The 22,262-nt window shown below is 70.0% G+C and carries 23 protein-coding genes, 1 tRNA gene and 1 riboswitch; of the genes, 16 read left to right on the top strand and 8 right to left on the bottom strand.

Features of this window, described 5'->3' with window-relative positions; all coding sequences use genetic code 11:
• The 5 genes from VH914_16665 to VH914_16685 form a co-directional block, all read left to right on the top strand.
• The coding region (locus VH914_16665; GenBank protein HEX4492841.1) for an acyl-CoA synthetase at positions 1-552 on the top strand (552 nt) is incomplete at its 5' end.
• Positions 552-1,121, top strand: a complete 570-nt coding sequence (locus VH914_16670) for a maleylpyruvate isomerase N-terminal domain-containing protein (GenBank protein ID HEX4492842.1) — start codon at positions 552-554, stop codon at positions 1,119-1,121. The genes VH914_16665 and VH914_16670, both read left to right, overlap by 1 nt.
• 171 nt (positions 1,122-1,292) lie before the next feature.
• Entirely contained in the window at positions 1,293-2,930 is a 1,638-nt protein-coding gene (locus tag VH914_16675) for a Calx-beta domain-containing protein (GenBank protein ID HEX4492843.1), read from the top strand.
• Between the two features lie 87 nt (positions 2,931-3,017).
• Positions 3,018-3,539: a sigma-70 family RNA polymerase sigma factor gene (locus VH914_16680; GenBank protein ID HEX4492844.1), complete on the top strand. Its 522-nt coding sequence runs from the start codon at positions 3,018-3,020 to the stop codon at positions 3,537-3,539.
• Positions 3,536-4,117 carry a hypothetical protein gene (locus VH914_16685; GenBank protein ID HEX4492845.1) on the top strand — a complete coding sequence of 194 codons (582 nt, stop codon included), beginning with the start codon at positions 3,536-3,538 and terminating at the stop codon, positions 4,115-4,117. Before VH914_16680 ends, VH914_16685 begins: the two co-directional genes overlap by 4 nt.
• On the opposite strand, the gene VH914_16690 is transcribed toward VH914_16685, so the two are convergent.
• Both VH914_16690 and VH914_16695 read right to left on the bottom strand, forming a co-directional pair.
• Positions 4,098-5,531 carry a GAF domain-containing protein gene (locus VH914_16690; GenBank protein HEX4492846.1) on the bottom strand — a complete coding sequence of 478 codons (1,434 nt, stop codon included), beginning with the start codon at positions 5,529-5,531 and terminating at the stop codon, positions 4,098-4,100. The genes VH914_16685 and VH914_16690 overlap by 20 nt on opposite strands.
• Entirely contained in the window at positions 5,528-6,004 is a 477-nt protein-coding gene (locus VH914_16695; protein HEX4492847.1) for a hypothetical protein, read from the bottom strand. Before VH914_16695 ends, VH914_16690 begins: the two co-directional genes overlap by 4 nt.
• 147 nt (positions 6,005-6,151) lie before the next feature.
• On the opposite strand from VH914_16695, the gene VH914_16700 reads away from it, so the two are divergent.
• Together VH914_16700 and pyrE are read left to right on the top strand one after the other, a co-directional pair.
• The gene (locus VH914_16700; protein ID HEX4492848.1) at positions 6,152-6,868 is read left to right on the top strand and encodes a hemerythrin domain-containing protein; all 717 of its coding nucleotides are present in this window, start codon (positions 6,152-6,154) and stop codon (positions 6,866-6,868) included.
• Positions 6,869-7,195: 327 nt separating this feature from the next.
• Positions 7,196-7,711: an orotate phosphoribosyltransferase gene (gene pyrE, locus VH914_16705; GenBank protein HEX4492849.1), complete on the top strand. Its 516-nt coding sequence runs from the start codon at positions 7,196-7,198 to the stop codon at positions 7,709-7,711.
• 97 nt (positions 7,712-7,808) lie between these two features.
• On the opposite strand, the gene VH914_16710 is transcribed toward pyrE, so the two are convergent.
• Both VH914_16710 and VH914_16715 read right to left on the bottom strand, forming a co-directional pair.
• Complete coding sequence (locus VH914_16710) at positions 7,809-8,144, bottom strand: hypothetical protein (protein HEX4492850.1); 336 nt, start codon at positions 8,142-8,144, stop codon at positions 7,809-7,811.
• Positions 8,145-8,297: 153 nt separating this feature from the next.
• The gene (locus tag VH914_16715) at positions 8,298-8,810 is read right to left on the bottom strand and encodes a pyridoxamine 5'-phosphate oxidase family protein (GenBank protein ID HEX4492851.1); all 513 of its coding nucleotides are present in this window, start codon (positions 8,808-8,810) and stop codon (positions 8,298-8,300) included.
• A 71-nt stretch (positions 8,811-8,881) separates the two neighbouring features.
• Positions 8,882-9,003, top strand: a riboswitch (cobalamin riboswitch).
• A 71-nt stretch (positions 9,004-9,074) separates the two neighbouring features.
• Between VH914_16715 and VH914_16720 the strand changes: the two genes are divergently transcribed.
• Positions 9,075-10,118 carry a prenyltransferase/squalene oxidase repeat-containing protein gene (locus VH914_16720; protein HEX4492852.1) on the top strand — a complete coding sequence of 348 codons (1,044 nt, stop codon included), beginning with the start codon at positions 9,075-9,077 and terminating at the stop codon, positions 10,116-10,118.
• Between the two features lie 30 nt (positions 10,119-10,148).
• Here the strand turns inward: VH914_16720 and VH914_16725 are convergent, their stop codons facing one another.
• Together VH914_16725 and VH914_16730 are read right to left on the bottom strand one after the other, a co-directional pair.
• Entirely contained in the window at positions 10,149-10,589 is a 441-nt protein-coding gene (locus VH914_16725; protein ID HEX4492853.1) for a heme-binding domain-containing protein, read from the bottom strand.
• Position 10,590: 1 nt separating this feature from the next.
• Entirely contained in the window at positions 10,591-11,568 is a 978-nt protein-coding gene (locus VH914_16730) for a PHB depolymerase family esterase (GenBank protein HEX4492854.1), read from the bottom strand.
• Between the two features lie 55 nt (positions 11,569-11,623).
• Between VH914_16730 and VH914_16735 the strand changes: the two genes are divergently transcribed.
• A complete protein-coding gene (locus tag VH914_16735) occupies positions 11,624-12,919 on the top strand; it encodes an alpha-glucosidase/alpha-galactosidase (GenBank protein HEX4492855.1) in 1,296 nt (431 codons plus the stop codon).
• On the opposite strand, the gene VH914_16740 is transcribed toward VH914_16735, so the two are convergent.
• Both VH914_16740 and VH914_16745 read right to left on the bottom strand, forming a co-directional pair.
• Entirely contained in the window at positions 12,916-14,130 is a 1,215-nt protein-coding gene (locus VH914_16740; GenBank protein ID HEX4492856.1) for an MFS transporter, read from the bottom strand. The two genes, VH914_16735 and VH914_16740, sit on opposite strands and share 4 nt — an antisense overlap.
• A gap of 43 nt (positions 14,131-14,173) precedes the next feature.
• Positions 14,174-14,257, bottom strand: a tRNA-Leu gene (locus VH914_16745).
• A gap of 84 nt (positions 14,258-14,341) precedes the next feature.
• Between VH914_16745 and VH914_16750 the strand changes: the two genes are divergently transcribed.
• From VH914_16750 to VH914_16780, 7 genes are all read left to right on the top strand, one after another.
• Positions 14,342-14,995 carry a DUF3662 and FHA domain-containing protein gene (locus tag VH914_16750; GenBank protein ID HEX4492857.1) on the top strand — a complete coding sequence of 218 codons (654 nt, stop codon included), beginning with the start codon at positions 14,342-14,344 and terminating at the stop codon, positions 14,993-14,995.
• A 4-nt stretch (positions 14,996-14,999) separates the two neighbouring features.
• On the top strand, positions 15,000-15,464 hold the full coding sequence (locus tag VH914_16755) for an FHA domain-containing protein (protein HEX4492858.1): 465 nt from the start codon (positions 15,000-15,002) through the stop codon (positions 15,462-15,464).
• The gene (locus VH914_16760; GenBank protein ID HEX4492859.1) at positions 15,461-16,663 is read left to right on the top strand and encodes a Stp1/IreP family PP2C-type Ser/Thr phosphatase; all 1,203 of its coding nucleotides are present in this window, start codon (positions 15,461-15,463) and stop codon (positions 16,661-16,663) included. Before VH914_16755 ends, VH914_16760 begins: the two co-directional genes overlap by 4 nt.
• Entirely contained in the window at positions 16,660-17,988 is a 1,329-nt protein-coding gene (locus VH914_16765; protein ID HEX4492860.1) for an FtsW/RodA/SpoVE family cell cycle protein, read from the top strand. Before VH914_16760 ends, VH914_16765 begins: the two co-directional genes overlap by 4 nt.
• On the top strand, positions 17,985-19,457 hold the full coding sequence (locus VH914_16770) for a penicillin-binding transpeptidase domain-containing protein (protein ID HEX4492861.1): 1,473 nt from the start codon (positions 17,985-17,987) through the stop codon (positions 19,455-19,457). The genes VH914_16765 and VH914_16770 overlap by 4 nt, the downstream gene beginning before the upstream one ends.
• A 69-nt stretch (positions 19,458-19,526) precedes the next feature.
• Positions 19,527-21,443 carry a Stk1 family PASTA domain-containing Ser/Thr kinase gene (pknB, locus tag VH914_16775; GenBank protein HEX4492862.1) on the top strand — a complete coding sequence of 639 codons (1,917 nt, stop codon included), beginning with the start codon at positions 19,527-19,529 and terminating at the stop codon, positions 21,441-21,443.
• A gap of 5 nt (positions 21,444-21,448) precedes the next feature.
• Positions 21,449-22,252 (top strand): A/G-specific adenine glycosylase, encoded by an 804-nt coding sequence (locus VH914_16780; GenBank protein ID HEX4492863.1) that lies wholly within the window; start codon positions 21,449-21,451, stop codon positions 22,250-22,252.
• Positions 22,253-22,262: the final 10 nt, after the last annotated feature.

The following is a 22,262-nucleotide window of genomic DNA, read 5'->3' on the forward strand; positions in this document are numbered from 1 at the left end:
CCGATCCACATCGTCGACGAGACCACCGGCGAACGGTTGCCACCCGGCGAGGTCGGCGTGGTGTGGTTCGAGCCGCTGCCCAATCGCGGTGGCTTCGAGTACCACAAGGACCAGGAGAAGACACGCGATTCGTTCAACGACCGCGGCTGGTCGACGGTCGGCGACATGGGCTACCTCGACGCCGACGGCTACCTCTACCTCACCGACCGCAAGACGTTCATGATCGTGTCGGGCGGCGTGAACATCTATCCGCAGGAGGCGGAGAACCTGCTCGTCGACCATCCGAAGGTGTTCGACGTCGCGGTGTTCGGCGTGCCGAACGAGGAGATGGGCGAAGAAGTGAAGGCGGTCGTCCAGCCGATCGATTGGGACTCGGTCGGTCCCGACCTCGAACGCGAGCTGCTCGAGTACTGCCGCGAGCACCTCGCGCACTACAAGTGCCCGCGCACGGTCGACTTCGAGCGCGAGCTGCCGCGTCAGGAGACGGGCAAGCTCTACAAGCGGTTGTTGCGCGATCGGTACTGGGGCGCGCGCGACACGCGGATCGTCTGATGCCGCTCGGTGGCGGGCCGTTCACGCCGGACGACTTCGCCGAGCTCAGCGCGCAAGTGATCGCGGCGTGGACCGCGGGCCTCGATCACGACTGGTCCGCGCCGGCCGGCGCGCTCGAGTGGAGCTGCTTCACGACGGCCGACCACACGATCGACTGCGTGTTCTCCTACGCGTTGTTCCTCGCCGCGCGTCGCGACGACGTGTATCCGCCGTTCACGGAGCTGCACGCGCTGCCCGGCGCGTCGCCTCGTGATCTCGTGAACGGCCTGTCGGCGGTGTGCACGATGCTGTCGGCCGTGGTCGCGGCGGCGCCGGCCGACGCGCGCGCCATCATCTTCGGCGCGGGCCCGACCGGGATCCCGCAAGACTTCGCCGCACGCGGCGGCCTCGAGCTGATCCTGCACGCGCACGACGTCTGTCGCGGGCTCGGCGTCTCCTTCGACCCGCCTCGCGACCTGTGTGCGCGTCTGCGCGACCACACGCACGACTGGCCCGGCGTACGCGACACGCCGGTCACGGACGATCCGTGGTCCGACGTGCTCGCGCGCTCCGGCCGGCAGCCCGGCTGACGCCGAGCAGCGAGCGTCCGCGGAGCCGGGTATCCCGGCCCGGCAGCGAGCGCGACAACAAGCACGGTTCCGACGATTCACGCGTTCTTGAAGGGTCTTTCAAGCGCGCCGCGATGGCATGTCCCTCATCATCGACGGACACCAGTCAGTCATCGTCCAGGAAGGTGGGTCATGTTCCATCGCTCGTCCTCATTGGTCTTCCGCGTCTTGTGTTGCGGACTCGTCGGGTCGATCGCGCTCGCGACGACCGCGTCGGCCGCCACCGGCGACCTCGATCCCGGCTTCTCCGGTGACGGCATCGCGACCGCCACCGGCGGGCCTGTGAACGCAACCGCGGTCGCGGTGCAGCCCGACGGGATGACCGTCGTCGCCGGAACCGGCGCCTTCGACGACGGCACGCCGTCGAAGGTCGGGACCTACGTCGCCCGCTACACGCTCGCGGGCGAGCTCGACTCGAACTTCGGCAACGGGGGCATCGCCATCGTCAACACCGCACCCGGCAACGAGGTCGTTCGTGGCGTCGCGGTGGACGCCACGGGCCGCATCCTCGTGAGCGGCTACGGCACGAGCGTCGACAGCAGCGACGAGGCCGACGTCGCCGTGCTCCGGCTCACCGCGAAGGGTGTGCCCGACGCAACGTTCGGAGGTGGCGACGGCATCGCGACCGTCGACATGGGCAACCACGACCGCGCCGGCACGATCGCGGTGAGCGGCAACCGCATCTTCGTCGCCGCATCGCAAGACGACGGCGGCAACTTCGCGAACGAGTGGACCCTGCTCGCGCTCGACAACAGCGGTGCGCTCGACCACGCGTTCAGCGGCGACGGCAAGGCCGAGGTCCCGACGACGGAGATCAGCACGTTCGACTCGGTGCGTGACCTCGCAGTCCAGAAGGACGGCAAGATCGTGCTCGCGGGAACGGCCGGTACCGCGTTCGCGACCGCGCGGTTCACCAAGCAGGGTGCGCTCGACCCGAAGTGGGACGGCGACGGCGTCGCGACCGCGACGATCGGCGTCGGCGGCGCGGGCTTCCACATGGCGCTGCAGGACAACGGCAAGGTCGTCGTCGCGGGCTACGCGACGCAGACCGGCCACCCCGACAGCGACTTCGCCGCGGCTCGGTTCACGACCACCGGCGCGCCCGACGCGTCATTCGGCACCGGCGGCCGCGTCGTCGTCAACATCAGTGGCACGGCGAACGACCGTGCGCTCGACGTCGCGCTCGCGGCCGACGGCAAGATCGTGCTCGGCGGCTTCACGAACCCCCCGGGAGGCATGGACTTCGCGACCGTTCGGCTCAACTGGAACGGCACGCTCGACACCTCGTTCAGCGGTGACGGGCTCGTCGTCACCAACACGCTCGCAGTGCAGAACGAGCAGATCGAGGCCGTCGGTGTGCTGCCCGACGATCGCGTCGTCGGCGTCGGCGAGAACCTCAACGGCTGGGCGATCGTCGCCTACACCGGCACGGCCAACACGCTGCTGTCGGTCGCCAACACGAATGTGACCGAGCCCGACTCGGGCACCGTGAACGTGGCGTTCAAGATCAAGCTCGTGGGTCCGACGCCGAGCACGGTGACCGTCGCGTACGCGACGAAGGACGGCACCGCGACCGCGCCCGGCGACTACACCGCCCGCACCGGCACGGTGACCTTCGCGCCCGGTGAGAAGACGAAGACGGTGACGGTTCCGGTCGTCGGTGACACCGTGCGGGAGCCGAACGAGAAGCTCTCGCTCGTGCTCTCGCTTCCCACCAACGCCGGCCTCGCGAAGGCCACGGCCGCCGGCATCATCACCAACGACGACTGAGCTTGCTGGTCGGGCTCGCAGCGCGCGGGCCCGGCCAGAGGTTCTTGCAACCGGGGTGGCCGTCGGTGCGTCAGTACGGTCGTGAACGTGGGCCGGTGGGATCTCCGCGATCGTCGCTTCGAAGACTTCTTCCGCTTCGACTACCCGAAGCTCGTGACCGCTCTGCGGCTCGTGACCGGCAGCGAGGACCGCGCCCGCGACGCGGTCGACGAGGCCTGCGCGCGGGCCTGCGAACGTCTCGCGAAGGGCAAGGAGATCGAGACCCTCGGCGCGTGGATCCGCGTCGTCGCGTTCAACGCGGCGCGCGATTCCTACCGGCGCCGTCGCAGCGAGCGCGCCGCTCGCGAGCGGGTGCAGGCGCGCACCGCCTCCGACACCGAGATGCCGGACGTCGCGTTGTCGCTCGACGTCCGGGCCGCGCTGGCCGGGCTCGACGGTCGCCAACGCAAGATCGTCGTCCTCTTCTACTTCCTCGATCGATCGGTCGACGAGATCGCGCAGGAGCTCGCGATCCCGAGCGGAACCGTGAAGGCCGCGCTCCACCGCGCCCGCGCCGCGCTGCGCGCCGTGCTCGACGAGCGGGCCCCGAGCCCAGGAGCGATCCGATGATCGATCTCGAGCCCGACGACATCGATCAGGCGTGGCGCGACGGTCTCACGCACCTCCGTGTCGTGCCGATCACCAACGGGGAGCAACGCGTCGAGGCGAGACTCGCCCGCCGGCGGCGAGCCCGCCGGATGCGCACGTCGCTCGCGACCCTGCTCGCGGTCCTCGTCGTCCTCGGCGTGATCGGTGTGATCGCCAGACCGCGGCCGACGCGCGCACAACACGTGACGACCACGGGTCCCGTCACGCACGTCACCGTCGACGACGGCGTCGCCGGCACCCTGAGCATCAGGTTCCCGGGTCGGCAGACCGGCGACGGCCCGCAGCGCGTCGTGCTGCCCGCGGGCCGCGTGCAGTTCACGATCCACTACTACTTCACACACAACCTCGTGCTCCGAGGCGTGCCGGACTTCCGAGGTTCGATCCCGCGCGGGAAGCGCTCGCCGTACACGGTGAAGACGACGGTCACGCTGCGGCCCGGCCGGTATCTCCTGTACTGCACGATCCCCGGCCATCAGACCGCCGGCGAGGTCGCGTGGATCGTCGTGCGCGACGCGGCGGTCAGTCCTCCGACGCCGTAACCGCTTCGAGCGCCACCGCGCCATCCACGACGACACGGAACCGCGCGCGGCCGGTCTTCTCGATGCGGATCGGCGCGGCGCGCTCGTCGAGCCGGCGCTTCAGGAGGATGAGCCGGCTCTCGAGATTGTCGCGGAAGTCGGGAAGCTCGCCCGCGAGCTCGAGCCGCACTTCCTTGTTGGTGAACTCGTCGCGCCCGTCGCGCGTGTAGTGCGAGAGCAGCACCCACAGGATCCGACCGGCGACGCCTTTGATGAGGTAGTCGCCGTCGAGGAACATGCTGCCGTCGATGTCGAAGAAACGGACGCGCACGGGTGCTTCCGACGCCACCGGCTCGATGTGATGCGCGACCGGCACCGCGACCGCGGCCGCCGACTCCGCGCGCTCCTGCGCGCCGTCGATCTCGATCGCGCTCGCGACGATGCCGGCGACGACGCTGAGGATCGCCTCGTCGTGCTCGCTGAACGCGGCCTGATGCGGGCTCTCCGCCGCGAGCACCGCGACGAGCTGGCCGAGCACCATCGCGGGAACGGCGATGCGGCTCTCGGTCTCGTCGCGCTCGGGAACGGCGATCTCGCGACCGGGCGCGACGATGCCCTGTTCCTCGTAGGTACGGCGCACGCGGTTCGAGTACTTGCTCATCTGGTGGAGGTTGCCGACGCGCATCGGCGCGCAGCGCTCGGCGGCCATGCCGATCACGCCGTCGCCGACGGCGACCTCCGAACCGACGCCCTCGGCGTCGAAGCCGCGGCTGGCGATCGTGTAGAGCCGCTCGCCCCGCTCGTCGAGGAGGAGCAACACCGTCTCGTCGTAGCCGAGCAGCTCGGCGAGACCTTCGAGCGCGACGCTCACAAGGGTGTCGAGGTCGCCGCAACGGCTGAGCCGTGCGGTGAGCACCGCGAGGTTCGCCGACGACGCGCGCAGGTCGGGTGGCGGCGTGTCACCTGGTATCGCGCGGCCGTCGAAGTGAACCGGGGTGAGTACCTGCTCGACGAGCAGCACGCGATAGACGTCGGCGGCGCGCAGCTTGAACACATCCTGCATGCCCGTCATCGCGGCGACCGCGTCGACGTCGCCGCGCAGCCGCTCGAACACCGGGCCCCGCCGCTCGGTGCGCTCGAAGCACAGGGTCAGCCGGAACTGGTCGCCGGTCGTCGGGTGCGTCACGAGGAGGCTCGCCCGCGGGTTCTCCGCGAGGTTGCGTGCGGTCTTCGAGAAGAACTGGTTCGACAACGCGACCCGTTCGTCGTCGACGAGGTGCACCTTCGACAGGTACGTGATGTTCGGTGTGCCGTCGGCGGCGGCGGTGGCGACGATCGCGGGAATCGCGCCCTCGTAGCAGGGGCCCAGATCGCGCGGGCCGATGTCGATGCCGCGGTAGTCGCGCGCCGCCTCGACGGGATCCGCGGGACTCACGGCAGGGCCGTTTCGAGTCGGCCGCCCGCGCCCGGTCCCGGAGTCTGGTCGTAGAGCTCCGCGACCGCGACGGTGACCGCGAACACATCGGGCGGCATCATGCGCGCGATGAGCTCGCGCGGCGTCCGATCGACCGCGACCACGTCGTCGGCAAACTCTCGGACGTAGCGAGCCGCCCGCTCACGATCCGCGTCGGTCCCCGCCTCGATCGCGACGGCCCGCCCCTTGAGCTGGGTCGAGTGCAGGGTCTGCACGTTGCCGGCGGTGATCGCGATGTGCCCGGTCGTCTCCAAATTTTCCCGGATCACCGGATCATTCGTGTCGAGCAGCACACGGACTGCGACGTCGGCCGCGCCCGGCAGCACGGTGAGCCCGAAGGCCCGGTTGGCGCGGGGCTCGCCGTCGCCACCGACCGTCCCGACGATGAGCGCGCAGCCACCCTCCAAAAAGGCGACGGTCTCGGCTCCGATCACGGCCCCTGCCCCTCCTTCAGGGTCGCGTAGCAATCTCTCAGCGTTCCGCTACGGGCCTTTTGGGAGCAAGCCCGCGGCGCTTCCCTCACGATGAGCTCATCACGACGGCGGCCACCGGGGTCGCCCTCAGATCGGGAGGGGAACCCCATGACCATCACCGAGCCGACCGTGACCGGTCAGGCTACCGCCGAGACCTTCGACCTCGTCTCGCACGACCTCTACCGCGACATCCACAAGGGCATCCGCGGCGAGCTGTTCGCGCTGACCGGATCGGCCGGTCGGGTCGACCCGAACGACTGCGGCGGTCGCGCCGACCTCGCGCAGCACGTGAGCACGATCGTCGACTGGCTCGTGATGCACGCGGAGCACGAAGAGGCGCACGTGCAGCCGGCGCTCGAGCGCGTCGCGCCCGACCTCGCGCCGCGCGTCACCGACGAGCACGCCGCGCTGGAGGCGCGCATGATCGCGGTCCGCGCGCTCGCGATCGAGTCGGTCGACGCGCCCGGCTTCGAGCTCGCCGGCCGCATGCACACGCTGTACCTCGACCTCGCGTCGTTCACGTCGGACTACCTGGCGCACCAGGACCTCGAGGAGCGCGAGATCATGCCGATCCTCGACCGCAAGCTCGCGTTCGAGGAGCTGCTCACGATCCACCAGGCGATCGTCGGCGCCATCCCGCCGCAGGAGCTCGCGAAGGGCCTGGCGCGGATGCTGCCGGCGATGAACATCGACGACCGCACCGAGATGCTCGGCGGCATTCGGATGGGCGCTCCCGACCCTGTGTTCCAGGGCGTCTGGAGCCTCGCGGGCTCGGTGCTCGAGCCCTCCGACCTCCGCGACCTCGCGGCCCGGCTGGGTCTGTGACGAGACGCGGTCGGCTCCGCAAGAACCGGCGGATCGCGGTGCGGCCCGCCCGACTCACTCCCGGCGCGCGTCAGGGGCAGCGAGCGGAGCGAGTGCGACCGGAAGACAAAGGCGGGGAGGGCGCCTCTCGGCGCCCTCCCCGTGTCGCAAGGCCGGACGGCGAGCCCCCCCGAGCACACCGTCGACGGCCGAGCATTCTTCCGGTCGGACCGGTCCGGTTCCTCCCCGGCGCGGTCCGCCCCAACTCCTGCCAGCGGCAGGGTACAAACCGTACGTAGCCAGGTCAACGTTGAGTGTGATGGTCGTCATCGACCTAGCGTCCGGCGCATGGACCGCGCCGAGCTCGCTCACCGCATCTACGCCGCCTCGCACCTCACCGGTGAGTTCACGCTCCGCTCCGGCGTGGTGAGCAACGAGTACTTCGACAAGTACCTCTTCGAGGCCGAGCCCGCCCTCCTCCGAGCGATCGCGGAGGCGATGGCGTCCGCGGTCCCGGCCGGTTGCGACGCCCTCGCCGGCCTCGAGCTCGGAGGCATCCCGATCGCCACGATGCTCTCGCAGATAACGGGTGTCCCCGCCCTCTTCGTCCGCAAGCAGGCGAAGACCTACGGCACCTGCAAGCTCGCGGAGGGTGGCGAGATCGACGGCCGCAACGTGCTGATCGTCGAGGACGTGATCACCTCCGCGGGCGCGGTCCTCGACGCGGCCCGCGAGCTGCGCGCCCGCGGCGCACGCTTGGCGCGGGTCGTGTGCGTCATCGACCGCGAGTCCGGCGGCCGCGACAACCTCACGGCCGATGGCCTCACCCTCGACGCGCTGTTCCGGATGTCCGAGCTGCGCTGATCCCGGTCGGGCGCACAAGCATCGACCTCCCCGACGCCTCGGTGCCCGGCTCGGACGGGCCGCAACGCGACCCGCGCGTTCCGGCGAGAGCGCCGCGTCAGCTCAATGCGTTCGGCGCGCAGCGCAGGATCGCGGTACGGGTCGCGGCCCGATCGGTACCGGTCGGCTCCTTCAACGCCGCGAGCGCGCCGTCGATCTGGAGCTTCAGGTCGTCTGCCGGGATCGCGCTCCCGTTGTTCGCCTTCTGCGCGGCCTTGATCTCGACCTCGAAGTGCTTGCGGATCGCGGCGACGATGCACGTCGCCTGGGTGTGCGTGAGGTCCGCCTTCGTCTCCAGATCGCTCACCGCGCGCCCGCTCGTATACACGGGCGTGCTGCACGCGCTCGCAGCCAACGCGAGTACCACGATGGGAACGACGAGCAGTCGGCGCACCTCGGCGACGCTATCGGTCGCCGTCCGCGAAGCGGACACCGGGCGACGGATCGCCGGAGGTTGCGGCGCCGCGAGCGCCGCCGCGGCGGGCGCGGTCCGGCGATCCGGGAGCCGGCGGCGGCGGCGACGCCGTGCCGCGATGCTTCGAGGTCCTCAGCTCTGCTGTTCGGCGCGCGCGACCAGCTCGGCGAGGAAGGCGGGCAGGCGACCGGCGCCGAAGTCGAAGCACCGCGCCCATCGCGGCTCGATGCGGATGCGCGCCATCTGCTCGTACGTGTTGCGCAGGTTGCGTTCGAACTCGGCGAGACCATCCTCGCCGAGCGTCTCGGCCATCCCCTTCGTCGACATCGCGAGGTACTCCTCGGCCACGCCGTCGACGATGTCGACGGACGCGGTTCCTCGGATGAACAAGGCCTTGGCTTCACCCGGCGTGTTGCCCGTCTCGATCGTCAGCGCGACCTCGGGCCGTTCGGAGAGTGCCCGCACCTTCGGCGCGTTCGTCCCGGTGCACACGACGACCTGCGCGCCGTTCCACAGGAAGCCGACGGGCACGACGCGCGGGAATCCGTCGGGACCGTTGTAGGCCAGGCGCGTCATCGACTCCTTCTCGAGCAGCTCGCGCGCGGCGGGAAGTGCGAGCTCGCTCTCGACCTCTTGCTCGTTCATTGGCCGCAAGGTACCCACGTGCGGTCGCGCCGGTGCGCGCAAGGGCGCGGCCGGGCGCGAACGCGACCCGTCCTGTTATGGTCCCGCCGAGCCCGCGGGGGAAGTTCGGTGAGATCCCGACGCTGACCCGCAACTGTGATCACCGGTTCGGCCGGTGTGAGCCAGATCACCCGCTCGGCTCCACCGACGACCGTCGGTAAACCCAACCGAGTCGCCTTCGAGCGACAAAACAGGCTCTCGAGGTACGGGGCCGAGGAGGAAATGATGCGACGTCTCCGTCGTCCGCGCGCCGTGATCGGCGCGCTCTGCGCCGTGCTGTTGCTCGGCGCGTTCCGCTTCACCGGATTTCACGACGTCCGCGCGAAGCAGGCCGCCTCGCGCGGCGCACAGTGGATCAGCGGTCAGCAGTTGGCCGATGGCAGCTTCGAGACCGCGGGCTTCCCCGGGTTCGAGACACCCGACGCCGTGCTCGCGATCGCCGAGAGCGCGCAGACCACGCCCAAGTGGAACAAGCAGAGGGCGTTGCACGTGATCGAGGACACGACGACGAACGGCGTCGGCGTGCTGCACGCGCTCGACGACTTCGCCGACAGCGGCATCGACGCGGGCCAGGCGGCGAAGCTCGTCGTGCTCGACGCGAAGCCGCTCGGAATCTCGACGACGAACTTCAATCCCGATCACGACAAGAAGAAGGCCGACCTCCAGGCGATCATCAAGGCCGGCGCGCAGGCGAACGGCTCCTACGGGGCGTTCAACGCGACGTTGTACGCGGCGATCGCACTCCGTCTGACCCACGGCTCGGTTCCGGCGAAGACCCTCGCGTTCATCCGCGACGCGCAGCAGGCCAACGGAGGTTGGAACTTCGCCGGCGACCCGACCGGCACCGACGACGACATCGACACCACCGGCCTCGCGATCCAGGCGCTCGCGGCAGCGAAGGTCTCGAAGAACGACGCGACGTTGCGCGACGCGCTCACGTTCCTCGCCGACCGGCAGCAGTCGACGGGCGCATGGCAGTCGTTCGGCAGCGACGACCCGAACTCCACATCGGTCGCGGTCGTCGCGATCACCGCCGCCGGCTACAACCCGTACGTCGCGTGCTGGCGCAACGCGAGCGACCCGGACCTCTCGGGCCACCCGTACACGTCACCGATCGTGTGGCTGCGCGGCCAGCAGGAGGCGAACGGACATATCAGGAGCCCGAACGACGGCTTCGGCGTCAACACCTTCTCGACGTCGCAGACGGTCGAAGCGCTGCGTCGTGAGTGGACCCCGGTGACACCGCTCGGTCGCCAGCCCTGCGGATGACGACGGGGTAGGGGCGCGCCGGCCGCGCGGTCAACGCGCGCCGAAGGTGCGCTGCAGGCCGGCGATCAGGTCGGCGCGCTCCTGCTTCGACAGCTTCACCTCGTGGTGGAACCACGGGTACCACCCCGGCGGCATCGAGCCGTCGGAGACCGTCTGCGTGATCGCGCCCGCGGACTCGTGCGGCGACTCGGCCCACGCGGAGAAGTCGAGGGCCGTGCGCGCCTTGTTCACTTCCTTCGCCGCGACCCACGAGAACGGCGCGACCTGCGTGTACCAGTGTCGCTTCGTCTCGTTGCTGTGGCAGTCGTAACACGACGCGACGACGAGCGTTCGCGTCTTCGCGCTGTCCCACTTCGGTTCGTCGACGACCGGTGGATTCTTCAACCGGTACGGCACGAATTGGATGAGGACGAACACGATCACGAGCATCGTGAAGAACCACCGGAAGAGGCGGAACAGCAGGCCGAACACGTCAGCCGGACGTCAAGGGATGCGCGGCGAAGAAGTCCCAGATCGTGCTGCTCGCGTCGATCTGCTTGGTGGTCAGGCCGAGGCGCGGGATCGCGATCGCGCCCGGCCACGTGTGACCGCCTCCGATGATCGAGTAGAGGACGACTTCGCTCGTACCCTCGCAGCCCTTCCACGCGCGTCGCGACACCTGGGTGCCGAGCTTCGTGTCGGTGAACGCGGCGTTGCAGTGATCGTGCGCGGCCCAGCTCGCCATCGCCTTCGGTGTCGAGCCGAGGATCGCGCCGCCGCAACAGTTGACCTTGCCGCCCGCGTACGGCACGACCGGATCCTTCGTGCCGTGGAACGCGATCATCGCCACGGAGTGGTTGTTGCATCCCGGCGGCGCCAGCTGCACCGCGACCGGTCCGAACGCGGCGAACGTCTGCGGCGCGACGCACGCGAGGATCGACGTCATCGCGCCGCCGTCGGACATCCCCGTCGAGTAGACGCGCGCGGTGTCGACACAGAACGTCGCCTCGATGTGCTTCACGAGCGCGAGCACCATCGCGATGTCGCTCGGCTTGCCCTTCTCGCCGGTGAGGTTGAAGTGCTTGATCGCGCCCTGCCCATCGGGCGCGACGACGATGAAGTCGTGACGGTTCGCGAGGGGCTCGAAGTTGCCGTAGACGATCTGCTGCTGCGCGTTGGAGCCGAAGCCGTGGAAGTCGAACACGACCGGCACCGCGGTCGTGCCCGCGTACGCGCTGGGGACGTACAGCTGATACGTGCGCTGCGTGCCGCCGAAGTCGAAGGCCTGGCCGGACTGGCCGGGTGCATGGGGACGCGCCGGCGCGCAGGACGCGGCGCGCGGTCCGGTCGTCGGCGCGGATCGCGCCGACGTCGGCGCCGACCCTTGCGACGACGAGCCGCTGCACGCGCCGGCGAGCAGCGCCACCGCGAACGCGGCGCTCAGCAGCCGGCGGCGACGGCGCGCGATCACGCGTCGCAGAGTACCGGCGGGCCGGGACAGGCGATCGTCACCTAGCCTGCGCCGCATGGCCCGGATCACGTTCGTTGGCGCCGGCAGCACGGTGTTCGCCCGCAATCTGCTCGGCGACATCCTCGGTCACGCGGAGCTCGCCGACAGCGAGATCGTCCTCTTCGACATCGATCGCGAACGGCTCGCCACGTCGGAGCTCGTCGCGCACCGCGTCACCGAGGCGCTCGACGTACCCGCGAAGATCCGCGCGACGACCGATCGGCGCGCCGCGCTCGACGGTGCCGACTACGCGATGAACATGATCCAGGTCGGAGGCTACGAACCCGCGACCGTGATCGACTTCGAGGTGCCGAAGCAGTTCGGTCTGCGCCAGACCATCGGCGACACGCTCGGTATCGGCGGCATCATGCGCGGCCTCCGCACGATCCCGGTGCTCCTCTCCATGTGCGCCGACATGGAGGAGCTCTGCCCCGACGTCTGGTTCCTCAACTACACGAACCCGATGGCGATGAACTGCCGCGCGATCTCGCGCGGCAGTTCGATCCGAACGGTCGGGCTGTGCCACAGCGTGCAGGGCACCGCGTTCGAGCTCTCGCTCGACCTCGGCATCCCGTACCGCGACATCGACTACGTGGCCGCGGGCATCAACCACATGGCGTTCTATCTGCGTTTCGAGCGCGACGGCGTCGACCTCTACCCGCAGCTGCAGGAGCTCGCGGCGTCGGGGCGCATCCCCGACCACAACCGCGTCCGCTACGAGATCCTGCGCCGCTTCGGCTACTTCGTCACCGAGTCGAGCGAGCACTTCGCCGAGTACGTGCCGTGGTTCGTGAAGCGCGACCGGCCCGATCTCGTCGAACGATTCAACGTCCCGATCGACGAGTACCCGCGCCGCTGCATCGAGCAGATCGCCGACTGGGACGCCGAGCGTGAGCGACTCGAGCGCGGTGAGGCGTTCGAGGTCACTCCGAGCTACGAGTACGCGGCGACGATCATCCGCAGCATCGAGACCGGCAAGCCGCGCGTCGTCTACGGCAACGTGCCCAACGACTCCCTGATCGACGACCTGCCCGCGGGGTGCACGGTCGAGGTGCCGTGTCTCGTCGACGGCAACGGCGTGCAGCCGACGCGCATCGGTGCGCTGCCGCCGCAGCTCGCCGCGCTGATCCGCACGAACGTGAACGTGCAGGAGCTCACCGTCGAGGCCGCGCTCACCGGCCGGCGCGAGCACGTGTACCACGCTGCGATGCTCGACCCGCACACCGCGGCCGAGCTCGACGTCGAGCAGATCCACGACCTTGTCGACGCGCTGCTCGCCGCGCACGGCGACTGGATTCCCCCGCTCGGTTAGCTCGCCGCCGAGGCGACCAACTCCACGCGACCCGAGCGGCGCGCCTCGGCCGTCAGTGCGACCAGTCCCGCGAGGCAGATCGCCGCGATCACGATGGTGAAGATGCGCACCGCGTCGAGCAGACCCATCGAGTTCGCGAGCACGCCGACACCGATGACCGGAAGCGCGGTCGCGAGGTAGATGACGACGTAGAAGGTCGCGACGACGTCGCCCTTGCGGTCGGGCGGCGCGATCGTGTTCACGTCCCCGAGCGCGCCCATGAACGCGCCGCCCTGGCCCGCGCCGCTCAGCACGGTCGCGATCAACAGTGGTGCGAGTGACGACGTCACGGTCGCGACGAAGAGGAAGACGACGCCCGCGAGCATCGCGACGAGACCCGCGATCTGCGCGGCCAGCGACGGGAGGCGGCGGACGGCGATCTGCACGACCGCGGAGCTGCCGAGCATCAACGCCACGACGCAACCGGCAACCGCGAAGTCGTGGTTGTGCAAGACGTCCGCCATGAACGACGGGATGAGCGCGACGAACAGGCCGGTGACGGCCCAGGCGACGAACGCCGACACGCTCGCGATCGCAAACGCACGCCGGATCGGAGCCGGGACGCTCGGCCGGCGCGGTCGCCACGACGACCGGTGCTCCCGGCGCGGGAGCCGCGCCCGAACGAGCACGAGCGCGATGAGCAGCAACGCGATCTCGACGATGAACGACAACCGCCGTTGCAGTGGTGCGTACTGCACGAGGAATCCCGCAAGGAGTGGCCCGAGCGCCGCGCCTCCGGTCGTGCCGGCCGACGCGATCGCGGAGGCTCGCCGGATGTCGCCGTCCGGATCGTTCTCGACGAGCGTCGGTGCCGCGGTTCCCTGGAGCGCGCCGAGCGCGAACGCCTGCACGGCCTGCGCCGCGAACAACCAAACGATCGCGTTCGCGATCGCGAAGAACACCGCGGCGACGATGGCGAGCACGATCGCGGGGATGAGCACCTCTCGCCGGCCGCGAGCGTCGGACAACGGACCGAGCAACAGCAGCGCGGGCACGACGAGCAGCGTGTAGGTCGCGAAGAGGAGCGTGATGCCGAGCGGCGACAGCCCGAAGATCCGCGCGTAGAGCGGATAGAACGGCGTCGTCACGTTGCTCCCGAGCAGGAGAACGATCAGCGCGTAGGTCGCGACGACGAACGGTGACCAGTGACGGTCCGGGCGATCCGACGGCACCGAAACCGCGGTACCCCGATGTTGCGCGCGCGGAACCGCTGCGTGCGCGAGGGGGGACTTGAACCCCCACGCCCTTGCGGGCACAGGAACCTGAATCCTGCGCGTCTGCCAATTCCGCCACTCGCGCGCTGAGCGAGGGACATTACCAGCAGGTTCGCGCGTTCCCCCACGTGCGCCGGCGCGAGAAAGGTCGCCACCTACACTCGATCCGATGGGTCTCCAGGCCTTCGAGCGACGCCTCGAGCGGCTCGTCGAGGGCGCGTTCACCAAGGCGTTTCGCAGTGGGTTGCAGCCGCTCGAGATCGGACGCCGGATCGTCCGGGAGTTGGACGCGGGCCGCACGGTCGGCGTGCACGGTGTCGTCGCGCCGAATCACTTCACCGTCTTCCTCTCGCCCGAGGACTTCGAACAGTTCGCGTCGTTCCGCGACGCGCTCGAGCGCGAGCTCGCCGACGCGGCACGTGAGCACGCGCGCGACGAGCGCTACCACTTCGTCGGACCCGTCGTCGTCGACCTCACCGAGGAGCCGTCCCGCCGCCGCGGCGATCTGCGCGTCGACTCGGTGATCGAGCAGGGCGAGGGCGGCTGGGCGGCCGCGCTCGTGCTCGCCGACGGCAGCCGCGTCGCCCTCGGTGAGACGGACGCCACGATCGGGCGGCTGCCCGACTGCGCGGTCGCGCTCTCGGATCCGCAGGTATCCCGCCACCACGCGCAGCTCCGCCGCAGTCCCGAGGGCTACGTCGTCGTCGACCTCGGCTCGACCAACGGCACGACCGTGAACGGCTCGCCGGTCGCCGAACAACTGGTACGCGACGGCGACGAGATCGGCGTCGGCAACACCCTGATCCGGTTCGAGGAGAGCTGAGCCCGTGTCCGACGGCGTGCTCACGATCCTGAAGTTCTGCCTGTTCGCGCTCCTCTATCTGTTCCTCGCGCGCGTGGTGTGGACGGTGGTGTCGGAGATGCGGGGCGCACCGGCACCCGTTCCCGCGCCCGTCGAGGCCCGCCCCGCACCGGCCAAGGCGAAGCCCACGCCCCGCCGACCGTGGCGCCTCGTCGTCCTCGAGCCCGAGGCCGCGAACGGCCGGACGTTCGAGGTCCACGGCGAGCTCACGATCGGTCGGGCTGCGGGGTGCGGCGTGTCGCTCCCCGACGACACCTACGTGTCGAACGTGCACGCGCGCGTGAACGAACGCAACGGCGAGGTCCTGCTCGAAGATCTCGGCTCGACCAACGGCACGCTCGTCGACGGATCGACGATCACCGCGCCGCGCACCTTGCGCAAGGGTGACCGGATTCAAATCGGCCAGACCGTGCTCGAGGTCGCCCGTTGAGGATCGACGCCGGCGCGAGCTCCGACGTCGGGCAGCTCCGCAGCGGCAACGAGGACAGCTTCCTCGTCGACGACCGGATCTCCCTCTACGCCGTCGCCGACGGCATGGGCGGTCACCAGGGTGGTGAGGTCGCGAGCGCGACCGCGCTCGAGGCGCTGCGCGCGGCCGTCGCCGGCGGCGACGCGCTCGACGCCGCGATCGTGCGCGCCAACCGTTCGGTGTACGAGAAGGCCGGGACCGATCGCGCGCTGCTCGGCATGGGCACGACCCTCACCGCGATCGAGATCCTCGGTGAATCGACGTTCCTGATCGGCCACGTCGGCGACTCGCGCGCGTACCGCGTCCGGGACGGCGTGCTCGAGCAGCTCACGGAGGACCACAGCCTCGTCGAAGAGCTCGTGCGTGAAGGCCGGCTCACGCCCGCAGAGGCGAAGGTCCATCCGCAACGGTCGATCATCACCCGCACGATCGGTGTCGATCCCGACGTCGACGTCGACCTCTACACGCTCGACGCGCGCACCGGCGATCGCATCATCATCTGCTCCGACGGGCTCACGACGATGCTCGGCGACGACGAGGTGTCGCACGTCGCGCAGCTCGACGCCGATCCGCGCCTCGCGGCCGACCATCTCGTCGACGCGGCCAACGAAGCGGGCGGCGAGGACAACATCACGGTCGTCGTGATCGACGTGCTCGACGCGCCGCCCGCGGGCGCGCCCGATCCGGAGGCGCTCGCCGCGCGGTCGCGCGCCCGCACGCCGACGCCGCGCACGGCACCCGACGTCTTCATATCGGAGCCGCGCCGCCCGAAGTGGCGCTCCGTCGGCGGCGCACTCATGTTCGTCCTGCCCGTCCTGCTCATCGTCGGTGGCGGCATCGGCGCAGTCGACTGGTACGCGCACCACACGTACTTCGTGTCCTTCAGAGGAGACCGCGTCGTGGTCTACCGCGGCGTGCCCGGCGGAATCCTGGGATGGAAGCCGACGGTGGAAACCACCACCGACCTCGAGAAGTCGAAGCTCACGCCCGACGCCGTCGACCAGGTGAACCGCTCGGGCAAGGGTTCGCTCGAACGCGCGCAGGACTTCGTCGCCAACCTCGAGAGCTCGACCAGCACGACGACGACCACCACGACCACGGTGCCCCACCCGACGACGACACGCCGTAACCCCCCGACCACGGCGAAGGGCGGTCAGTGAGCAGCATCACGGCGACCGGCCGCAAGCGCCGCAACGCGGAGCTCGGCCTGGGATTCCTCGCGATCGTCGTGACGATCGGCGGCTACATCCTCCTTGCGCTCGCGCGGGGCCCGAGCCTGCCGCCCGACCTCGCCGCACTCGGTGTCGGCGTCGTCGGCCTCTACGTCGCCGCGCACGTCGCGGTGCGCCGGCTCGCGCCCGGGGCCGACGGCACGTTGCTGCCGCTCGCGGCGTTGCTGAACGGCATCGGGTTCGTGACGATCGCGCGCCTCGACCGCGATCTCGCGCGCATCCAGTCCATCTGGAGCGCGGTCGGCGTCGGTGCGTTCTTCCTCACGTTGCTGTTCATCCGGCACGTGCGCAGCCTCGAGCGCTACACGTACACGTTCGCGTTCCTCGCGCTCGGGTTGCTGCTCGTGCCGCTGGTCCCGCACGTCGGCCTCACGGTGAACGGCGCGCGCATCTGGGCGCACTTCGGCTCGCTGCACTTCCAACCCGGCGAGCCCGCGAAGGTGCTGTGGGTCATCTTCTTCGCGGGCTACCTCACACAGAAGCGCGAGCTGCTGTCGGCCGGTACGCGCTCGGTCGGGCGGATGCGCCTGCCCGCGGCCCGCCACCTCGGCCCACTCGTCGCGGTGTGGGGGGTGTCGATCCTCGTGCTCGTGTTCGAGCGCGACCTCGGCTCGTCGCTGCTGTTCTTCGCGGTGTTCGCGGCGATGCTCTACATGGCGACCGAGCGCAGCGCATACCTGGTCGGTTCGCTCGCGATGTTCAGCGTCGGCGCGGTGACGGCGTTCCACCTCTTCGGGCACGTGCGCGACCGCGTGCAGGGCTGGTTGAACCCCTGGCCCTACCGCCACTCCGCGAAGGGCTTCCAGATCATCTTGTCGTGGTACGCGTTCGCGGCGGGGGGCGCGTACGGCAAGGGCATCGGGCTCGGTATTCCGGGCCGTATCCCGTACGCGTCGACCGACTTCATCTTCGCTGCGATCGGCGAAGAGCTCGGTCTCATCGGCGGGCTCGCGGTCGTCATCTGCTTCCTGCTGATCGTCGGGAGCGGCTTCCGCATCGCGGTCGAGTCGAGCCGGCCGTTCTCGAAGCTGTTCGCAGCCGGACTCACGACGATCCTCGGGCTGCAGACGTTCATCATCATCGGCGGCGTCACGCGCGTCATCCCGCTCACCGGCATCACGCTGCCGTTCGTGTCGTACGGCGGTTCGTCGCTCGTCGCGAACTTCGTGATCCTCGCGTTGCTTCTCCGCATGTCGGACGAGAACGCGCGCGACCAGGCCGTCGAGCGCTCCCGCGCGGTGGTCGCGGTATGAACCGCGCCATCCGTCGCGTCGGCATCGTCGTCGTGCTGCTGTTCATCGCACTCAGCGGCCAGCTGACCTACCTGCAGCTCGTCCGCGCGAACAGCCTCAACCACGACCCGAACAACGTGCGCGTCGTCACCGCCGACTTCGTCCGCCCGCGCGGCAACATCGTGTCCTCCGACGGCGCGGTGCTCGCGCGCTCGGTCGGGAGCAACGACGAGCTCAAGTACCAGCGCCAGTACCCGCTGGGATCCCTCTTCTCGCAGATCGTCGGCTACCAGTCGGTCACGATCGGCAACACCGGCGTCGAGAAGCAGTACGACTCCGAATTGCTCGGGCGCGACATCAAGCTCCAGACGCACAGCCTCTCCGACCTGCTGAACCCGCAGACGAACACGGGCACGGTCGTCCTCACGCTCTCGAAGACCGCGCAGCAGACCGCGCAGACCGCACTCAACGGAAGGCGGGGCTCGGTCGTCGTACTCGACGTGAAGACCGGCGGGATCGTCGCGATGTACTCGAACCCCACGTTCGATCCGACGCCGCTCGCGAGCCACAACACGACGCTCGTGCAGAAGTACTTCGACCTGCTCGAGGCCAACCCGATCAAGCCCGACCTCCCGCGCGCGTATCGCGAGCGCTATCCGTCGGGGTCGACGTACAAGGTGATCACCAGCGCGATCGCGCTCGACGACGGCATCGTCAACCCGCAGACACCGTTCCCCGAGCTCACGACGCTCCCGCTACCGCAGACGACGCACACGCTCTCCAACTTCGGCGGGGAGCGCTGTGGCGGCACGCTCGCGGAGAGCTTCACCGTGTCGTGCAACACGACGTTCGCGCGCATCGGCCTCACCCTCGGCGACCGGCTCGCGGAGGGCGCGTTGCCGTTCGGCATCAACGGCGACGCGCCGCCGCTCGACCTCTCGCCCGGCGCCGCGAGCAGCGTCGGTCCCGTGGCGGGAACCTTTCGCGACAACATGCCGGTCTTCGCGGAGAGCGCGATCGGCCAGGACGCCGTCGCGGTCACCCCACTCGAGATGGCGCTCGTCGCGGAGTCCGTCGCCGACGGCGGCGAGATCATGGTGCCGCACGTGATGAGCGAGATCCGTGCCTCCGACGGCACCGTCGTGCGCCGCTACACGCCGAAGGTCTGGCGCCGCGCGATGACACCCGCGACGGCGACGATCCTCAACCAGTTCATGCAGTCGGTCGTCGCCGATCCCCATGGCACCGGCACCGCGGCCCGCATCGCGGGCATCACCGTCGCGGGCAAGACCGGCACTGCAGAAGTGCCCGACGGGCACCCGCACACGTGGTTCATCGCGTTCGCGCCCGCCGAGGCACCGCGCTACGCGGTCGCGGTGCTCGTCGAGCACGGCGGCGACAAGAACAGCGAGTCGACCGGCGGTCGCGTCGCGGCACCGGTGGCCGCGCAGCTCCTGACGGCACTGCTGAAGGGCCCGGCAAATGGCTGAGGAACGAGCCGTCGTCACCCCCGAGCGACCGCGGCGGCTCGACGGCGCACCACTAGGGTTCGGCCCGAAATGACCCTGGTCGGACGCGTCTTCACCAACCGCTACGAGATCCAACGCGAGATCGCCCAGGGCGGGATGGCCGAGGTCTACCTCGCGCGCGACCAGCTCCTCGACCGGCCGGTCGCGCTCAAGGTGCTGCACCCCGAGTACGCGCGCGAGCAGACGTTCGTCGAGCGGTTCCGCCGCGAAGCGCAGGCCGCCGCGAACCTCAATCACCCGAACATCGTCGCGATCTACGACTGGGGTCAGGACGGCGGCAACTACTTCATCGTGATGGAGTACGTCGAGGGGCGCTCGCTGCGCGACCTCATGCGCGCGGAAGGCCCGCTCGAGGCGCAGCGCGCGGCCGACATCGCGATCGAGATCGCGGCCGCGTTGTCGTTCGCGCACCAGAACGGCGTCGTGCACCGCGACGTGAAGCCCGGCAACGTGCTCATCACACCGACGGGAACCGTGAAGGTCACCGACTTCGGCATCGCGCGCGCGGGTACGAGCGAGAACCTCACCCAGACCGGCTCGGTCATGGGTACCGCGACGTACTTCTCACCCGAGCAGGCCCAGGGACTCGCGGTCGACGGCCGCAGCGACGTGTACTCGCTCGGCGTCGTGCTCTACGAGATGGTCACGGGGCTCGCGCCGTTCAGCGGCGAAGCGCCCCTCGCGGTCGCGCTGAAGCACGTGCGCGAAGAGCCGATCCCGCCGTCCGCGCGCAACCAGGCGGTCCCGCCCGCGTTCGAGCAGATCGTCCTCGCCGCGATGGCGAAGGACGCCGACCAGCGCTACCAATCGGCCGACGAGCTGCGCGCCGACCTCCTGCGCTTCCGGCGCGGGCGCCCGCTCGCGAGCACACCCGTCACCGCGATGATCGCGACGACTCCCCCGCAGCCGACCGGCGCCGCGGTCGCGGCCGCCGACGCGACGCAGGCCGCGCCGCGCGTCGCACCCGTTGCCGCCGCGACCCGGCCGCGTCCCCCCGGCCGCAGCCGCGCCGCCCGCCTCTTCACGACGGCGGTCGTGCTGCTCCTGCTCGTGCTCGTGGTCGGCGGGATCCTCCTGCTCGCGACGGTGAACGGCAAGAACTCGGGAACGCTCGAGGTTCCCGATGTCACCAAGGTCTCGCAGACGCAAGCGCGCCAGACGCTCACCGACGACGGCTTCGCGGTGAAGGTCACGCTCGTGACGAACGCGACGAAGCCGGTGAACCAGGTGATCAGCCAGGACCCGAACGGCGGCACGCGCGCGAAGAAGGGTTCGACGGTCACGCTCACCGTGAGCAAGGGCAGCGGCGAGATCAAGGTGCCCGACCTGTCGGGGCGCACGGTTCCCGACGCGACCAACGTGCTCAAGTCCGACGGTCTGAAGGTCGGCAGCGTCTCGCAAGAAGCGAGCGACTCGGTGCCGGTCAACACGATCATCCGCACCGATCCGGCCTCGGGCACGTCGGTCGGTCGCGGCTTCGCGGTGAAGCTCGTCGTCTCGTCGGGTCCGCAGCCGGTGCCGGTCCCGAACGTGCTCAACGAGCCCGTGAACACTGCGTTCTCGCAGCTTCAACACGCGGGCTTCATCGTCTTCCAGACCCAGGCCGCGTCCGACACCGTCCCTTCCGGCAGCGTCATCTCGACGAATCCGGCTCCGAACACACCGGCGCCGAAGGGCAGCCGGGTCACGGTCGTCGTCTCGACCGGTGCGCAGATGGTCACCGTCGACGACGTGACCGGACAGAGTGAAGGCGCCGCGAAGTCGGACCTCGAGAACCAGGGCTTCGTCGTCGTCATCGTGCACACGCCGTCGACGCCGGCAAACGTCGGCAAGGTCATCAGCCAGGATCCGCAGGGCGGCACGCAGCAGAAGAAGGGCACGACGATCGTGCTCACGGTCGGCGAGTCGACCACGACGACGTCCGGCGGCACGACCACCACGACCTGACGCGCGTGGCGACGGCACCCCTCGCGCGTTGGTACGCGACGAACGGACGTCACGCGTTGCCGTGGCGCGCGACGCGCGACCGCTGGGCCGTGCTCGTCGCCGAGGTGATGCTGCAGCAGACGCAGGTGTCGCGCGTCGTGCAGGTGTGGGACGCGTTCATGGCGCAGTTTCCCGACGTGGACACCGCGGCCGCCGCGGGTCCCGGCGCGCTCATCGCCGCGTGGGGCCGGCTCGGCTACCCGCGCCGCGCACGCCGCTTGTGGGAGACGGCGACCTACGTCGCCGAGCACGGATGGCCCGCGGACCTCTCGGTGCTGCCCGGCATCGGCCGGTACACCGCGGGCGCGATCACAGCGGAAGCCGACGACGCCGACACCGTCGCGCTCGACACGAACATCCGGCGCGTCGTCGAGCGGGTGCACGGACGGTTGCTGACGCCGAGTGAAGCCGACGCGGGCATGCGCGCGCTCGGTGGACGACTGGCGGGTCGCGAGCGCCTGCTCGCGCTCATGGACCTCGGTGCGCTCGTCTGCACGCCGCGCGATCCGGGGTGTGAGCAGTGCCCGCTGCACGACCGCTGCGCGACACGCGCTCCCCTCGACGGTGAGCGGCGCGCGCGTCAGGCCGCGTACAAGGGATCGTTCCGTCAGCGCCGCGGCATCGTGCTCGCCGCGCTGCGACTCGCACCGACACCGGTCGCGCAGCTCGACGGTGAAGCACTCGCGTCGCTCGTGACCGACGGCCTCGCCGAGGTCACCGGCGCGGTCGCGGCGCTTCCTGGTGGCGCGCGCTCCGCTCAATGCTCCTGACACCTCAGCC

The organism is Acidimicrobiia bacterium, from assembly GCA_036271555.1.
Taxonomy (GTDB): domain Bacteria; phylum Actinomycetota; class Acidimicrobiia; order IMCC26256; family PALSA-610; genus DATBAK01.

Excerpts from the sequence above, each read along its gene's own strand:
- VH914_16700 (HEX4492848.1), top strand. The coding sequence starts at position 6,152 with ATGACCATCACCGAGCCGACCGTGACCGGTCAGGCTACCGCCGAGACC.
- VH914_16750 (HEX4492857.1), top strand. The coding sequence starts at position 14,342 with ATGGGTCTCCAGGCCTTCGAGCGACGCCTCGAGCGGCTCGTCGAGGGC.
- VH914_16770 (HEX4492861.1), top strand. The coding sequence starts at position 17,985 with ATGAACCGCGCCATCCGTCGCGTCGGCATCGTCGTCGTGCTGCTGTTC.
- VH914_16735 (HEX4492855.1), top strand. The coding sequence starts at position 11,624 with ATGGCCCGGATCACGTTCGTTGGCGCCGGCAGCACGGTGTTCGCCCGC.
- VH914_16675 (HEX4492843.1), top strand. The coding sequence starts at position 1,293 with ATGTTCCATCGCTCGTCCTCATTGGTCTTCCGCGTCTTGTGTTGCGGA.
- pyrE (HEX4492849.1), top strand. The coding sequence starts at position 7,196 with ATGGACCGCGCCGAGCTCGCTCACCGCATCTACGCCGCCTCGCACCTC.
- VH914_16670 (HEX4492842.1), top strand. The coding sequence starts at position 552 with ATGCCGCTCGGTGGCGGGCCGTTCACGCCGGACGACTTCGCCGAGCTC.
- VH914_16715 (HEX4492851.1), bottom strand. The coding sequence starts at position 8,810 with ATGAACGAGCAAGAGGTCGAGAGCGAGCTCGCACTTCCCGCCGCGCGC.
- VH914_16720 (HEX4492852.1), top strand. The coding sequence starts at position 9,075 with ATGCGACGTCTCCGTCGTCCGCGCGCCGTGATCGGCGCGCTCTGCGCC.
- pknB (HEX4492862.1), top strand. The coding sequence starts at position 19,527 with ATGACCCTGGTCGGACGCGTCTTCACCAACCGCTACGAGATCCAACGC.
- VH914_16685 (HEX4492845.1), top strand. The coding sequence starts at position 3,536 with ATGATCGATCTCGAGCCCGACGACATCGATCAGGCGTGGCGCGACGGT.